This is a genomic window from Pseudomonas sp. SGAir0191, assembly GCF_002812565.2.
GTDB classification, from domain to species: domain Bacteria; phylum Pseudomonadota; class Gammaproteobacteria; order Pseudomonadales; family Pseudomonadaceae; genus Aquipseudomonas; species Aquipseudomonas parafulva_B.
Window position 1 is genome coordinate 40,429 of sequence record NZ_CP025035.2, and the last position, 14,992, is coordinate 55,420.

17 protein-coding genes and 1 pseudogene are annotated in these 14,992 nt (G+C 60.0%); 12 read left to right on the forward strand and 6 right to left on the reverse strand.

Annotation, left to right across the window (positions count from 1 at the left end; translation table 11 throughout):
- The first annotated feature begins 70 nt into the window (after nt 1-70).
- A complete protein-coding gene (locus CWR53_RS00185) occupies nt 71-967 on the forward strand; it encodes a LysR family transcriptional regulator (RefSeq protein ID WP_100850539.1) in 897 nt (298 codons plus the stop codon).
- Here CWR53_RS00185 and CWR53_RS00190 read toward each other — a convergent pair.
- Nucleotides 964-1,287, reverse strand: coding sequence for a YqjD family protein (locus CWR53_RS00190; RefSeq protein WP_058603646.1), 324 nt, complete (start codon nt 1,285-1,287; stop codon nt 964-966). The genes CWR53_RS00185 and CWR53_RS00190 overlap by 4 nt on opposite strands.
- 150 nt (nt 1,288-1,437) lie before the next feature.
- Here CWR53_RS00190 and CWR53_RS00195 point away from each other — a divergent pair, with 150 nt between their 5' ends.
- Entirely contained in the window at nt 1,438-1,653 is a 216-nt protein-coding gene (locus CWR53_RS00195; RefSeq protein WP_023532741.1) for a dodecin, read from the forward strand.
- A gap of 101 nt (nt 1,654-1,754) precedes the next feature.
- A complete protein-coding gene (locus CWR53_RS00200) occupies nt 1,755-1,976 on the forward strand; it encodes a DUF1161 domain-containing protein (RefSeq protein WP_023532365.1) in 222 nt (73 codons plus the stop codon).
- Between the two features lie 122 nt (nt 1,977-2,098).
- On the opposite strand, the gene CWR53_RS00205 is transcribed toward CWR53_RS00200, so the two are convergent.
- Nucleotides 2,099-3,103 carry an LLM class flavin-dependent oxidoreductase gene (locus CWR53_RS00205; RefSeq protein WP_058603647.1) on the reverse strand — a complete coding sequence of 335 codons (1,005 nt, stop codon included), beginning with the start codon at nt 3,101-3,103 and terminating at the stop codon, nt 2,099-2,101.
- Between the two features lie 151 nt (nt 3,104-3,254).
- On the opposite strand from CWR53_RS00205, the gene CWR53_RS00210 reads away from it, so the two are divergent.
- Together CWR53_RS00210 and CWR53_RS00215 are read left to right on the forward strand one after the other, a co-directional pair.
- Entirely contained in the window at nt 3,255-3,680 is a 426-nt protein-coding gene (locus CWR53_RS00210) for an OsmC family protein (protein WP_058603648.1), read from the forward strand.
- A gap of 71 nt (nt 3,681-3,751) precedes the next feature.
- Nucleotides 3,752-3,985 carry a DUF1161 domain-containing protein gene (locus CWR53_RS00215; RefSeq protein ID WP_058603649.1) on the forward strand — a complete coding sequence of 78 codons (234 nt, stop codon included), beginning with the start codon at nt 3,752-3,754 and terminating at the stop codon, nt 3,983-3,985.
- 30 nt (nt 3,986-4,015) lie between these two features.
- Here CWR53_RS00215 and CWR53_RS00220 read toward each other — a convergent pair whose 3' ends face one another.
- Nucleotides 4,016-4,429 carry a hypothetical protein gene (locus CWR53_RS00220; RefSeq protein WP_023532343.1) on the reverse strand — a complete coding sequence of 138 codons (414 nt, stop codon included), beginning with the start codon at nt 4,427-4,429 and terminating at the stop codon, nt 4,016-4,018.
- A gap of 57 nt (nt 4,430-4,486) precedes the next feature.
- Entirely contained in the window at nt 4,487-4,900 is a 414-nt protein-coding gene (locus tag CWR53_RS00225) for a hypothetical protein (RefSeq protein ID WP_058603650.1), read from the reverse strand.
- Nucleotides 4,901-4,966: 66 nt separating this feature from the next.
- Here CWR53_RS00225 and CWR53_RS00230 point away from each other — a divergent pair.
- A pseudogene (locus CWR53_RS00230) lies at nt 4,967-6,067 on the forward strand (aminopeptidase).
- 16 nt (nt 6,068-6,083) lie between these two features.
- Here the strand turns inward: CWR53_RS00230 and CWR53_RS00235 are convergent.
- Nucleotides 6,084-6,740, reverse strand: coding sequence for an HAD family hydrolase (locus tag CWR53_RS00235; protein WP_058603711.1), 657 nt, complete (start codon nt 6,738-6,740; stop codon nt 6,084-6,086).
- Nucleotides 6,741-6,857: 117 nt separating this feature from the next.
- Complete coding sequence (locus CWR53_RS00240) at nt 6,858-7,406, reverse strand: gamma carbonic anhydrase family protein (protein ID WP_058603651.1); 549 nt, start codon at nt 7,404-7,406, stop codon at nt 6,858-6,860.
- 66 nt (nt 7,407-7,472) lie between these two features.
- Here CWR53_RS00240 and prlC point away from each other — a divergent pair, with 66 nt between their 5' ends.
- The 6 genes from prlC (at nt 7,473) to CWR53_RS00270 (ending at nt 14,991) form a co-directional block, all read left to right on the forward strand.
- Nucleotides 7,473-9,560: an oligopeptidase A gene (prlC, locus tag CWR53_RS00245; protein WP_100850540.1), complete on the forward strand. Its 2,088-nt coding sequence runs from the start codon at nt 7,473-7,475 to the stop codon at nt 9,558-9,560.
- Nucleotides 9,557-9,838: a YheV family putative zinc ribbon protein gene (locus CWR53_RS00250; protein WP_078477768.1), complete on the forward strand. Its 282-nt coding sequence runs from the start codon at nt 9,557-9,559 to the stop codon at nt 9,836-9,838. The genes prlC and CWR53_RS00250 overlap by 4 nt, the downstream gene beginning before the upstream one ends.
- A gap of 120 nt (nt 9,839-9,958) precedes the next feature.
- Nucleotides 9,959-11,965 carry a M3 family metallopeptidase gene (locus tag CWR53_RS00255; protein WP_100850541.1) on the forward strand — a complete coding sequence of 669 codons (2,007 nt, stop codon included), beginning with the start codon at nt 9,959-9,961 and terminating at the stop codon, nt 11,963-11,965.
- 61 nt (nt 11,966-12,026) lie between these two features.
- Entirely contained in the window at nt 12,027-13,085 is a 1,059-nt protein-coding gene (locus CWR53_RS00260) for a PA0069 family radical SAM protein (RefSeq protein ID WP_058603655.1), read from the forward strand.
- 540 nt (nt 13,086-13,625) lie between these two features.
- Nucleotides 13,626-14,576, forward strand: coding sequence for a P-type conjugative transfer ATPase TrbB (trbB, locus tag CWR53_RS00265; protein ID WP_306107092.1), 951 nt, complete (start codon nt 13,626-13,628; stop codon nt 14,574-14,576).
- Nucleotides 14,577-14,589: 13 nt separating this feature from the next.
- On the forward strand, nt 14,590-14,991 hold the full coding sequence (locus CWR53_RS00270; protein WP_058603657.1) for a TrbC/VirB2 family protein: 402 nt from the start codon (nt 14,590-14,592) through the stop codon (nt 14,989-14,991).
- The last annotated feature ends 1 nt before the right edge of the window (nt 14,992 follow it).

The window sequence follows — 14,992 nt, forward strand, 5'->3', positions numbered from 1 at the left end:
ACTGTAACCATGACCTGCTCCGATGAAAACCGATAAGATTGCGCTGACTTGTCAGGAAAACTCACACGTAATGGCCAGTGATCTCCCGCCCCTCAATGCCTTGCGCGCCTTCGAGGCGACTGCCCGGCTCAACAGCGTCAGCCAGGCAGCTGAAGCGCTGCACGTGACCCATGGCGCAGTTAGCCGACAAATCAAAGCGCTGGAAGCGCACCTTGGCGTTGCCCTGTTCGCCAAGGATGGGCGAGGTGTGAAACTCACAGATGCTGGCGCCAGGTTGCGTGACGTCAGTGGTGAGGTCTTTGATCGGCTGCGCGGGGTATGCCGGGAACTGGCCCGCGAAGTGGAGCACGCACCTTTCGTGCTTGGCTGTTCCGGAAGCTTGCTGGCGCGTTGGTTCATCCCGCGTCTGGGGCGCTTGAATGCCGACTTGCCTGAGCTTCGCCTGCACCTTTCTGCCGGTGAGGGCGACCTTGACCCGCGTCGCCCCGGGCTGGATGCGTTGCTGGTGTACGCCGAACCGCCGTGGCCGGCGGACATGCAGGTTCACGTACTGGCGCAGGAACGTATCGGGCCAGTCGTCAGCCCACACTTCGAGGGCACCCGGCGCCTGCGCAAGACGGCGGTCAGCCAGCTATTGGAAGAATCCTTGCTGCATACCACGTCGCGCCCGCAAGCCTGGCCTACATGGGCGTTGGCCAACGGCCTTGATGCCCAGGCGCTGAAATATGGGCAGTCGTTCGAGCACCTGTATTACTTGTTGGAAGCGGCAGTCGCAGGTTTGGGGGTGGCCATCGCGCCTGAGCCATTGGTAGCCGATGACTTGCGTGCAGGGCGCTTGATCGCGCCATGGGGCTTTAGCGCAACGCCTGCAGCGTTGGCACTGTGGGTGCCACGGCGCGCCGCCGATGGGCGCGCCGAGCAGTTGGCGCAGTGGTTACGCGCCGAGTTGGCTGGGCAGAGCGCTTAGTTGCGCTTGCACAGCAGGTAGGCAGCCAGCAGGCCCAGTGCGCCTATTGCCACGCCAGCGGTGGTGTAGGGGTGTTCCTGAGCGTAGTCGCGGGTAGCGATGCTGGTCTTGACCGTGCGGTCTTTGACTTCTTCGTAGGCGTCGCTCAGTAGGCTGCGCGAGTGCTTCAGGGCCGTCTCGGCATTGCTGCGAATAGCCTTGAGGGACTTCTGGGATTCCTCGGATGCGTCGTTCTTGAGGCTTTCCAGGCTTTTCAGGAGGCTCTCGATCTCGGCTTCCATGCTTTCCAGTGATGTTTTACGCAGCGAGTTGCGGGGCATGTTGACTCTCCTTCGCGTTATGGGCTCTAGAGATTGCGACTATCAAGCGAAGCGAAAGTGCGATCGAACTTTCTGCCGCTGCGCCTGCTCGCAGGTAAACCAGCACTGCGCTGCTAGGCTCAACGTTATCGCCATCCAAGGAGTCAACACATGTCCGATCACCACACGTACAAAATGCTCGAACTGGTAGGTTCTTCCACCACCGGTATCGAGGACGCCATTCAGAATGCCCTGGCCGAAGCCTCCAAAAGCGTGCAGATGATGGAGTGGTTCGAAGTCGTCAGCACCCGTGGTCACATTCGTGACAACAAGGTCGAGCACTTCCAGGTGACCCTGAAGGTCGGCTTCCGTATCACCAACAGCTGATACAGTTCCGGGCTGGATGTGCCTGGCGCGATGGGGTAAGACTTAGACGAGGCGCCTGATGGGCGCCTTTTGCGATTTCATCTGCACAAGGAAAGCAAGTGATGAACAAAGTGGTTCTGGCGTTGGGCCTGATGACCCTGGCGGGCGGCGCGATGGCTGCCGGCAAGCCGTGTGAAGAGCTGAAAGCGGAAATCGCTGCCAAGCTCGATGCCAAGGGCGTGCAAAACTACACGCTGACGGTCGTGGACAAGGGCGATCCCGCCGGCAAGGTGGTGGGCAGTTGTGAGGGCGGTACCAAGGAAATCGTTTACAGCCGCAACTAAGGGCCACCGAACCCCGCGGGTTGACCGCGGGGTTCGGGCATATGACCGGTTGCCAGGCTATCGGTCACCCGTCAAGGCGCCGGGTCAGCCCGGTCCGCTCCACGGCGCACCCTGCTCGACAGCTAGGCTTGCTGCAGTGCCTGAGCCAGCAACTCGTAGGAGCGTATCCGGTCTGCGTGCTCGTACAGGTCGCAGGTAAAGATCAGTTCATCAGCCCCTGTCTGCTCCAGCAGCACCTCGACCTTGGCGCGGACCTTATCAGGGCTTCCGATCATCGCCAGCCCCATGAAGCTGCCCACCGCGTCGCGCTCGTGGGGCAACCACAAGCCGTTCATGGTTTCTACCGGAGGCTTCTGCATCAGGCTCTGGCCGCGAATCAAGGCCAGGATGCGTTGATAGACCGACGTGGCCAAGTACTCGGCCTTCTCGTCGGTCTCGGCCACTACCATGGGAATGCCGAGCATGACGTAAGGCTTGTCCAGCGTGGTGGATGGCTTGAAGTGATTGCGATAGACCCGAATCGCCTCATGCATGTAGCGCGGCGCAAAATGCGATGCGAAGGCATAGGGCATGCCACGCATGCCAGCGAGCTGGGCGCTGAACAGGCTGGAGCCCAGCAACCAGATAGGCACTTCAGTGTCGTGCCCCGGCACGGCAATCACTTTCTGGTCATCGGTGCGTGGGCCTAGGTAGCGCGACAACTCTTCGACGTCATCCGGAAAATCGTCCGCACTGCCGGCTCGGTCGCGGCGCAGTGCATGGGCGGTCATCTGGTCGGACCCTGGTGCGCGGCCCAGGCCCAAGTCGATACGACCGGGGTACAGGCTGGCCAGGGTGCCAAATTGCTCGGCCACCACGAGCGGCGCGTGGTTGGGCAGCATGACGCCTCCGGAACCTACCCTGATACGCGATGTACCCCCCGCGAGGTAGCCGATCAGCACCGAGGTGGCCGAGCTGGCGATGCCGTCCATGTTGTGGTGCTCGGCTACCCAGAAGCGGTTGTAACCGAAGCGCTCGACGTGCTGCGCCAGGTCCAGCGAATTGCGCAGCGATTGCGCGGGCCCTTGGTCGGCGCGCACTGGCACCAAGTCGAGGGTGGATATTTTCAGATTTCGCAACTGCGTCATGAAGCCTCCGCAATGATGGTTGGCCTGAGGCCTTTTGACTCTGTATGGGCGCAATCGTTGGATTCAATGTCCCCTGTCGGATTGAGCTGAACTCTCATCAGGCTACCAGCCTCTGAATCGATAGGTATTTAACCAATGACCGGGAGGCATCATGAAGAAGACAGCATCGGCAATCTGGGAAGGTGGTCTCAAGGACGGCAAGGGCCAGATCTCCACGGAAAGCGGCGCGCTCAAGAACAACCCTTATGGGTTCAACACCCGTTTCGAAGACACGCCGGGCACCAACCCGGAAGAACTGATCGGCGCCGCCCACGCTGGGTGCTTCTCGATGGCGCTGTCGATGATGCTGGGCGAAGCCAAGCTGACGCCCGAGCGTATCGACACTAAAGCCGAAGTCACCCTGGACAAGCAGGACGATGGTTTTGCCATCACTGCGGTGCACCTGGTGCTGAGCGCCAAAGTACCAGGGGCGAGCGAAGAACAGTTCCTGGAAATCGCCAACAAGGCCAAGCAGGGCTGCCCCGTGTCCAAGGTGCTCAACGCCAACATCACCCTGGATGCCAAGCTGGTAAGCTGATCGCTCCAGTCGTGGGCGGTTTGCGGTAATCTGAAAACCCGGCAGCCTCGCTGCCTTTACTGGAGCCGCCCATGATTCGCATCGCTACCGCTTTACTGGTCTCCCTGGTGACAACTTCGGCACTGGCAGCAATCAAGCCATGCGAGGAGTTGAAGGCAGAAATCGAGGCCAAGATCCAGGCCCAGGGTGTGCCGTCCTATACCCTGGAAATCGTGCCCAACAGCGAAGTGCAGGACCCCAACATGGTGGTCGGCAGCTGTGATGGCGGCGCCCGCAAGATCATTTATCAGAAGAATGATCAGTAAACCTGGCAACCGCCGGGACCTGCAGGGGGCCTAGGGTATGCAGAAGACCCTGCTAGGTTCGTTGACGACCACGGTCCTGGCTGAGTCATACAGCAGCACCTGCGGTTCCATCACCGGCGCCCTTGCCTCGAGCCTATAACGCTCGCCCGCCTCGAAGTGATCGTAACGCACCGTCAGGTAGCATGTACGGTCCCTGGGGTCGGTAGAGAACCCGCCCGCGTAGATCTCATAGTCGAAACGTACGATCAGTTCGTGCTTGCCGGGCGTCACCTGAAAATAACGGCCGTCGTCCAGGCGTTTGCCATCGAGGCGGTCGGCCATGATGACCCTGCCGGGTGTCATGGTGTAAAGGTCTACCCAGGCCTGTTTAGGGTCCTTGGGCGGTAAGGGGCTAGCACAAGCTCCCAGTGCACTGAGGGCGATCAGCATCATGGGCTGGCGCATGGCAGGTTTTTCCACTTGCAGTGAATACCTGACAAGCATAGCGCTGTTTTGGATGCTTCACGTGCGCTGGCAGCCTGCCGGTTCACCCTGGCTGACCAGGTTCTGTTGCTGATCATAGAGCTTGATCCAGGGACGGAAGCCGATGCTGCCAGCCTGCAACTGGTACCGCTCGCCAGCATCAAAGCCCTTGAAGGCCACCTTGACCTGGCAATCACGCCATAGCGGGGCATCAACGGGGCCGATGTTGCTGGGCGCCACCGGGAATTGATAGCGCACGGTCAGCTCATGGTTGCCAGGCGGTATTTGGAAATAACGGTTGTCGTCCCAGTCCTTTGCATCGACTTTTACCGCGTCCAGGGAGGTTTGCTCGCTTGGTTCAAGGTCGACCCACGCTTGAGAAGGGTCGGGGTCAGGCAATGTCGAACAGGCTGTTGTCAGCAGCAATGAACCGGCGACCCACAATGCGCGCATGGCGAAACTCCCCTTCGGCGAGATAATCTTTAGGCGAATGGGGTTGAGCGAATCAGACGGTAAACGATGCTTGGAACAGTGCTTGCGCAACGCTCAGACCCTGGGGCACTCGACCGTGTTTTCACCCGGTTTGTTCCGCTACTGCTCGTCGCGCTGCTCAACGGTTGCAGCAGCGCTGGCTACTATGGCCAGCTGGCAGTCGGCCAGTGGGAGCTGCTGCAGGCGCGTCGGCCCCTGACGAAGGTGATGGCCGACCCTGCCACGTCCGAGCCGTTGCGCGCTCGGCTGGCGTACGCCCAGCAGGCGCGGACATTCGCCACCCGGCAACTGAAATTACCCGACAACCGAAGCTACACGACGTACGCCGATTTGGGCCGCCCGTACGTTGTATGGAATGTATTCGCCACCCCTGAGTTGTCGCTACAGCCGGTCACCCACTGTTTTCCCATTGCAGGGTGCGTGGCCTACCGTGGCTACTACCGTCAGGGCGCAGCACGGGGTGCAGCGGCGTTGATGCGCCAGCAGCACCTTGACGTCTATGTGGGCGGGGTAGAAACCTATTCGACCCTGGGCTGGTTCGATGACCCGATCCTGTCATCGATGATGGGCTGGGGTGAAGAGCGTCTGGCCACGCTGATCTTCCATGAGCTGGCTCATCAACGTGTCTACGTGCAGGACGATACGGCCTTCAACGAGTCGTTCGCGTCGTTCGTCGAACAGCAAGGCACGCGGCAATGGCGGCTGAGCCGTGGGCTGGCGGCCACCGGCGAAGACCATGGCCCCTAGCGCGAGCAGTTCATCCGCCTGGTGCTGGCCACTCGGGCACGGCTACAGGCCATTTATGCGGCGCCCACCGATGATGAAACCAAGCGCTTGGCCAAGCGGGCCGAGTTCGAGCGGTTGCGACGCGATTACCGTTCGCTACGCGATGGCCCATGGAGAGACGATACACGTTACGACGCCTGGGTAGATGGGGCGATGAACAATGCGAAATTGCTGCCATTCGGGCTGTACGACCAGTGGGTGCCGGCTTTTTCGGCTTTATTTCGCCAGGCCGAAGGTGACTGGGAGCGATTCTATGAGCGCGTTGGGCAACTGGCGTCATTGCCCATCGCTGCGCGCACTGCAGCCCTGCAAGGGTTGATGCCAGGGGCTAGTGCGCGTTAGCCGGTTGCCCGGCCCTTCAGCGCGATCGCATGCTGAACGCCTCGTGCATCTCGGCCAGGGACGCGAAATGAAACGCCGGCGCTTCTGCCATCAGTTCCTCGCGGCTTCCGAACCCATACCCAACTGCCACGGCCTGCACGCCATTACTGCGGGCACCGATCAGGTCATGCTTGCGATCGCCGATCATGAGCGTGTGCGCCGGGTCCAGCCCTTCTTCGTCCAGCAGGTGGCGAATCAGCTCGACCTTGTTGGTTCGGGTACCGTCCAGCTCGCTGCCGTAGATCACTTTGAAATGCTGGTCGAAGGCGAAGTGGCGGGCGATTTCGCGCGCGAATTCCCACGGCTTTGAAGTCGCTATGTAGAGCGTGCGGCCTTGGCCATTGAGGGTTTCGAGCAGCTGCGGCACCCCGTCGAACACGAGGTTTTCGTACAGGCCCGTGACGCGAAAGCGCTCACGGTAGAAGTTGACGGCCTCCCAGGCCTTGGCTTCGTCGAAACCGTAGAACTGCATGAACGCTTGCAACAGCGGTGGGCCGATGAAATGTTCAAGGCGAGAGAGGTCTGGCTCGTCGATACCCAGCTTCGCCAAGGCGTACTGGATGGAACGGGTGATACCCAGACGTGGGTCGGTCAGGGTGCCGTCGAGGTCGAACAGGATGTTTTGCTGGTGCATAGGTAAGGTGTCCGCTTGGTTGCTGCGCTGCATGCTGGCGGGCAAGCCGATGCCCGCATGGCTGAGTCATGGCCCGATCCCGGCAGCTGCGCGGCCGCACGGGCTGTGGAAAAACGATCAGTCCGGCTGATCGAAGCCCTCGGCCAGGTGCTGGTCCTTGAGCTTCACGTAGTTGCCGGCGCTGTAGGCGAAGAAGGCACGTTCCTGGTCGTTCAACAACCGGACCTGCCTGACCGGGCTGCCCATGTACAGGTAGCCACTGACCAGGCGCTTGCCCGGTGGCACCAGGCTTGCGGCGCCAATGATCACCTCGTCCTCGACGATGGCGCCGTCCATGACGGTACTGCCCATGCCGACCAGGATGCGGTTGCCCAGTGTGCAGCCGTGCAGCATGACCTTGTGCCCGATGGTGACTTCGTCACCGATGATCAGCGCAAAGCCATCCGGGTTGAACGGGCTGGCGTGGGTGATGTGCAGTACGCTGGCGTCCTGCACACTGGTGCGCGCGCCGATACGGATGCGGTGCATGTCGCCTCGCACTACCACCAATGGCCAGACCGAACTGTCTTCGCCGATCTCGACATCGCCCAGTACCACCGCCGAGCGGTCCACGAAAGCGCGCGCTCCGAGCTTGGGACGGTGTTGCTGGAAGCTTCGAATGGCCATGATAGTGTTCCTCATGTGTGCCGATAGGCTGGCTGCCTGCTGCGGTCGGCGTCGATTGTAATTAAGATGGGGCTGTGTTTCTTCTGCCAAGGTATCCAAACCGTGACTGCGAACAACCCGCTTCTGCAATCCCACGATCTGCCGCCCTTCTCGCAAATTCGTGCAGAGCACGTGCTGCCGGCGATCGAAGCGATCCTGGCCGACAACCGTAAAGCCATTGCCAGGATTCTTGAAGAACAAGGCGCAGCGCCTACATGGTCAGGCCTGGTGCTTGCCATGGACGAACTGAACGACCGCCTCGGGGCCGCCTGGAGCCCGGTGAGCCACCTCAATGCAGTGTGCAACAGCCCAGAGCTGCGTGAAGCCTACGAGGCCTGCCTGCCAGCGCTGAGCGCCTACTCGACGGAGCTTGGGCAGAACCGTGCGTTGTTCGATGCCTACCAGGCACTGGCTGCAAGCCCCGAGGCTGCCACGTTCGATGTGGCGCAAAAGACCATCCTTGAACATGCGTTGCGTGACTTCCGCCTGTCGGGCATCGACCTGCCTGCCGCAAAGCAGCAGCGCTACGCCGAGGTGCAGAGCAAGCTCAGCGAGCTGGGCAGCCGGTTCTCCAACCAGCTGTTGGATGCCACCCAGGCGTGGAGCAAGCACGTCACCGACGAAGCCGCGCTCGACGGCCTGCCTGACTCGGCCAAGGCCCAGATGGCCGCCGCTGCCGCCGCCAAGGGCCTCGATGGCTGGCTGATTACCCTCGAATTCCCCAGCTATTACGCGGTGATGACCTACGCCAGCGACCGCGCGCTGCGCGAAGAACTGTATGCGGCCTACTGCACTCGCGCTTCGGATCAGGGCCCGAACGCGGGGCAGTTCGACAACGGTCCGGTGATGCAGCAGATTCTCGATCTGCGCCAGGAGCTTGCCGAACTGCTGGGCTATAAGAATTACGCCGAGCTGAGCCTGGCGACCAAGATGGCCGAGTCCAGCGACCAGGTGTTGAGCTTCCTGCGCGATCTGGCCAAACGCTCCAAGCCCTTCGCCGCCCGCGACCTGGCCCAGCTCAAGGCCTATGCTGCCGAGCAAGGTTGTCCGGAGCTGGCCAGTTGGGATGCCGGGTACTTTGGTGAGAAGCTGCGAGAGCAGCGCTACAGTGTGTCCCAGGAAGCACTGCGCGCCTACTTCCCCATCGACAAGGTACTGGGTGGCCTGTTCAGCATCGTGCAGCGCCTGTACGGCATCGAGATCAACGAGCTCAAGCAGTTCGACGCCTGGCACCCGGATGTACGCCTGTTCGAGATCAAGGAGAACGGCCAGCATGTAGGGCGCTTCTTCTTCGACCTCTATGCCCGCGCCAACAAGCGTGGTGGTGCCTGGATGGACGGGGCACGTGACCGTCGCGTAACGGCGCAAGGCCAACTGCAAAGCCCGGTGGCCAACCTGGTGTGCAACTTCACCCCGGCCGCGCCGGGCAAACCTGCCCTGCTGACCCATGACGAGGTCACGACGCTGTTCCATGAGTTCGGCCACGGCTTGCACCACCTGTTGACCCGCATTGATCACGCCGGAGTGTCTGGTATCAACGGCGTGGCATGGGATGCGGTAGAGCTGCCCAGCCAGTTCATGGAGAACTGGTGCTGGGAGCCCGAAGGCCTTGCCTTGATTTCCGGCCATTACGAAACCGGCGAGGCGCTGCCGCAGGACCTGCTGGACAAGATGCTGGCGGCGAAGAACTTCCAGTCGGGCATGATGATGGTGCGTCAGCTCGAGTTCTCGCTGTTCGACTTCGAACTTCACGCCAGCCACGGTGACGGCCGTACGGTGCTGCAAGTGCTCGAAGGCGTGCGCGATGAAGTGTCGGTCATGCGCCCACCGGCCTATAACCGCTTCCCGAACAGCTTTGCGCACATCTTTGCGGGCGGTTACGCCGCAGGCTACTACAGCTACAAATGGGCTGAAGTGTTGTCGGCCGATGCCTTTTCGCGGTTCGAGGAAGAAGGCGTGTTCAATGCCGAAACAGGTCGGGCGTTCCGTGAAGCGGTGCTGGCTCGAGGCGGCTCTCGTGCGCCGATGGTGTTGTTCGTCGACTTCCGCGGGCGCGAGCCGTCCATTGACGCCTTGCTGCGCCACAGCGGCCTGGCCGAAGAATCGGCAGCATGAGCGAGGACGCCGTGAACAAGACCAAGAAGCGCTTCATCGCTGGCGCGGTATGCCCGGCATGCAGTGAAGCCGACAAGCTGATGATGTGGAACGAAGACGGCGTGCCGCACCGCGAGTGTGTGGCGTGCGGTTTTACGGACACGCTCAATGAGCAGGGCTTGTCGGTGCCCAGCGAACTGGGCACGCGGGTCAACCAACAAGCGCCCAAGCCGGCAGCGGCGAAGGTGCAGACCGTGCAGTTCTTTCCCAATCCGAAGCTGAAGAAACCAGCCGATTGACCGCCGCACTGCCCAGGCGCAAGCCTGGGCGGTGGCGGCTGGTGGTAATTAAGCGCGACCTGCCCGCTCGCGCAGTCGCCCACGCTTGCCAGCTCCCATTATCGAGCAAGGTAAAGCGTGATGAGCAACCCGCTTCTGCAAGACGGCAACGTGCCCGTCGACTACCCCTCCATCACGGTCGAAAGCATGCAGGATGCGTTCGACCAAGTCCTTGAGCGGTATGCACAAGGCATCGAGCGCGTGATCAACAGCCAGCCATCAATGCCAACATGGGATGACCTGGTGTTGGCCATGGATGATCTGGACGCTCAGTTGTACGCAGTGCTTTATGGGGTAATGCCATTTCTGGGCAAAGGGCAGGCCTGGAGTGACCCTATCCTGGCGTTTCACATCGCTGCCAGCTCTGCGTTGGACTCAAGGTTTTGCAACGAGCAGCTTCAGTCGCTGTATGAACAGCTGGCGTACAGCGATATCGGCCGTAACCTCGATAGCCGCCAGCGGGCAACATTGCGCTGGCACGTGGAAAGGTTTCGCGTCAGTGGTGCTTCGCTGCCCAAAAGCGACAAGGCGCGGCTGCTCGACCTGCAACGCCAGATAACCGAGCTTGAAGAACGGTATCTGCTCAATCTCGATCATCCGGACGTGGTTGTCGATGACATCACTCAGCTGCGCGGTCTATCCCAACGCAGTCTCGACGAGTTGAACGAACGGGCAAGGCAGCGCGGCAGTAACGGGTGGTCCATACCCTGCGAAAGCTGGGCTACCGAGCGTGTGCTGGAAGAGGCCGAGCTAGGTGCTACCCGTGAGCAGGTGTACCGGGCTTTCCATGGACGTGGCGTCAATACCGGTTCGTCGCCAGATAATGGTCAGGTGCTGCAGCAACTGGCACTTCTGCGCCATGAACGAGCGACGCTGTTGGCGTTCTCCGATCACATGAACCTGAGCTTGGCGCGCAAAAGTGCAGGTTCACCACGCCAGGTTCGCGCATTCCTGCAAAGCTTGGCTGCTGGCATGAAACCCGTGGTGCTGCAGTGGCGTTCAGACTTTGAGCGTGACGCACAGAAATTGGGTCTGGATGACATGCAGCCCTGGGACCTACGCTTCGCCCAAAAGCAACTGCGAGACGCGGCCAAGATAGTGTCGAAGGAGGCGCTGCGCGAATTTTTCCCGATGGCTGCCGTCATCGACGCGCTAATCCAGCTGGCCAGGCGGCTCTTTGGCCTGGAGTTGAGGGCCACCCCTGCTCCTGTATGGGCACCCTCAGTGCTGGCCTTTGAGGCATTCCAGGACAACGCACGCATTGGCTTGCTCTATCTCGATGCTGTACAGCATGCCGGTAAGCAGGCAGATGCGGTATTCACAACCTATGTGCGTAACCGCCGGGTCGACGCGGAAGGGATTTACCAGCAAGCGGTGGTGATCGTCTTCAGTGATGTGCCCGAAGGTAGCGCAGGTGCACAGCCGTTGTTGGATCACCTTGCGCTGCGCAAGCTGTACCACGAGTTCGGCCATGCGTTACATCACCTTATGGTGCGTACCGACAACCACGTTCAGTCGGGCGTAATCGAACTCGGCACAGACGGGACGGAGCTATTTGGCAAGCTGTTCGAACGTTGGGTGTGGAACGCCGCCTATCTCGTCAGCATTTCCTCCCACCATTCGGACGGGCATCAGATTGATAGGGAGCAGGTCGAGCAGTGCATCGAGCGCTACAAGCGCGAAGCCATCGGCGAAGCCGCGCTTGAGCTGAGCAAGGCCTTGTTCGATGTGGACCTGCACACGAACCCAGGTGACGGGAAAACCGTTCGCCAGCGATTCGCTCAATCGCGCGAACACTGTGGTTATTGGCCCCTGCACGCCCATGAGCACCCGGCCCACACCTTCGACCACCTGGTTACCGGCTATGACGCCGGCTATTACGCCTATCTCTGGGCAGATGTATGTGCCGTGGATATCTTTACCCGCTTCGAGCAAACGGGGTTACTTGATCGTGCGCTTGGACAGGTGCTGTTCGAGTCACTAATCGCCCCAGGGGCATCGCGCCCATTGCGTGAAGGGGTGAGACAGTTTCTAGGCCGTGAGACCAGCCTGCACCCTTACCTCCAGTGGCTTCAGGCTGCCGGATAATCGGGCTGGCAATTACCCGGCATGCCCTTTACTGTACATGCATACAGTAAAGGGTTTAGCCATGTCATATTCACCTCCTTTGAAGGGCCGCGGCACTGCGCATAATCCGCATAATCGCTTCGGCCACACCCGCTCATCGTATGAGGATGATGGCTGGTACCAAGATGTGCCAATCACGCAAGGGACCGAAGTGCGGATCGAGACGGCCAAGACCGTGATCAGCCGCAATACCTCCCCCGACCTGCCCTTCGACCGGTCGATAAACCCTTATCGCGGTTGCGAGCACGGATGCATCTATTGCTATGCGCGCCCTTCCCACGCCTATTGGGACCTGTCGCCGGGTCTGGATTTCGAAACCAAGCTGATCGCCAAGACCAATGCGGCCGATGTGCTGGCGCAGCAGCTGAGCAAACCTGGGTACGTGTGTGCGCCGATCAACCTGGGGGCTAACACCGACCCTTATCAGCCGATAGAACGCGAACACTTGCTGACTCGGCGTTTGCTGGAGGTGCTGCTGAAATTTCGACACCCAGTGACCATCGTCACCAAGGGCGCTTTGATTCTGCGTGACCTTGACCTGTTGACCGAAATGGCCAGCTTGCGCCTTGTGCGCGTGATGATCAGCCATACCACCCTTGATGCTGGCCTTAAGCGTGTGCTGGAGCCCCGTGCCGCTTCGCCTGCTGCGCGCTTGCGGGCCATACGCCTGCTGCGCGATGCCGGCGTACCCGTGGGCGTGCTGTGTTCGCCGATCATTCCCATGATCAACGACTGTGAACTGGAGCAGTTGTTGGAGTCGGCGCAAGAGGCCGGCGCGCAAAGCGCGGCCTACATGATGCTTCGCTTACCGCTGGAGGTGGCCCCTCTGTTCGAGCAGTGGTTGCACGATCACTATCCGCAGCGCGCAGCCCATGTGATGAGCCTGATTCGGCAAAGCCGGGGCGGAGCGCTTTATGACAGCCGCTTCGGTGCTCGTATGCGGGGTGAAGGTGTTTTTGCCCAGCTGTTGGCGCAGCGTTTCGACAAGACTGTACGCAAGCTGAACTTGGAAGAACGTGAATCTTTACAACTCGATTGCTCATTGTTCAGCCCGCCAGGCAGGCAGCTGCAATTGCTTTGAACCAATTAGCGTATATGTTGTCCTTCGCGAAATTTGATATCTAAATGCCATTATTGGATAGCCCGCGTATATCAACTCATGACTGACGGCTGTGATGTCTATGAAGTGGGCAACTGTGAACTGGGCCACAAAAAAATGTTTTGGTTAATTGTGAATTGCCTCTCATTTTTTGTGAAAGACGATCATTCGATGGTAGTGGCGATTAGCTGCCAGCATTACTGGCGCTCATGGTAGAGACCAGCTACGGCGCGGGTTTCACGTAGGAGCGTCTAGCCAATTCGAAGAACGCTCGTACCAATTTTGTAGGAAAATGCTTACATGCTTGTAAGATATTAACCATTTCGTTAGCAATTGTTGCTCGGGTAACCTCCGCGCCATTGTGGATCGTCTCACGCAACTTGAAAGCATCTAGTCAGCCTAGGTGGATATTCGAGCGAAGAGCTTTTTGCCCGTTATCAGTAATTGAAGACCTGTAACACGCGCTCGGTTGAATACCGTGCGACAGGGTCAGCGTTTAATTCATGGACGAATAGTGTGGATATTGCAGAAACTGCCAGCCTGAAAGATCGCGCCAAGAAAAAACTTGAACGCGATGCCGGCCCGCTCATTATCGATGCGCTCAACCACCCGCAGACCGTCGAGTTGATGTGTAACGGCGACGGCAAGCTCTGGCTCGAACAGTTGGGCCAACCGATGAGGCACATTGGAGATCTGCGTCCGGCGCAGGCCGAGTCCATCATCAAGACCGTGGCTGGCTTCCATGGCAAGGAAGTGACCCGCAGCAAACCGCTGCTCGAAGGCGAATGGCCCCTGGACGGGTCGCGCTTCGCAGGCCAGCTTCCGCCGGTGGTGCGCGCCGCCACGTTTGCGATCCGAAAAAAGGCGGTCGCCATCTACACCCTGGACCAGTATGTGGAGTCGGCGATCATGACGCCGGCCCAGTGCGATGCCATCAAGCGGGCCATCCGTGATCACCGCAATATCCTCGTTATCGGTGGTACGGGTACCGGCAAGACCACCTTGGTCAACGCGGTCATCAACGAGATGGTCATCGAATTTCCCAGTGAGCGCGTATTCATCATCGAGGACACCGGTGAGATTCAGTGCGCGGCCAAGAACTTCGTGCAGTACCACACCACCGTCGACGTGAGCATGACCCACCTGCTCAAGACCTCCCTGCGTATGCGCCCTGACCGCATCCTGGTCGGTGAGGTGCGTGGCGAAGAGGCACTCGACCTGATCGATGCCTGGAACACCGGCCACCCTGGCGGTGCCGCCACGCTGCATGCCAACAGCGCCAGTGAAGGGCTGACCCGTCTCAAATCCCTGGTTTCCCGCAACAAGTCGGCTCCGGCCGACATCGAGCCGCTGATTGGCGAAGCGGTTCACGTCGTCATCTCCATCGCCAGAACCCCAGAAGGCCGCCGCATCCAGGAAATCCTCGAGGTTTCCGGGTACGAAAACGGCCGTTACATCATGCGCAACCTCTAGGAAAACATCGCACATGCAAGCCAACATTTCTCTGTCCCGCATCAATGCCCAAACGTTTGGCTACCTGGCGCTCTGCCTGTTGATGCTCTACGTAATGGTCACCCCGGAAAATGCCTTCGCCTCTACCGCCGGTAGCGGCACCCTGCCTTATGAGAGCTGGTTGGAGTCTCTGCAGAAATCGGTGACTGGCCCAGTCGCCTTTGCCCTGTCGCTGATCGGCATCGTGGTCGCAGGTGGTGTGCTGATCTTCGGTGGCGACCTCAACGGCTTCTTCCGCACGCTGATCTTCCTGGTGCTGGTTATGGCACTGATCGTAGGCGCCAACAACATCATGCAGAAATTCTTCGGCACCTCGGCTGAACTGGCCCAATCGGTACCGATGATGAATGCCCACTCGGTTCAAGGGCAGGTCTGAA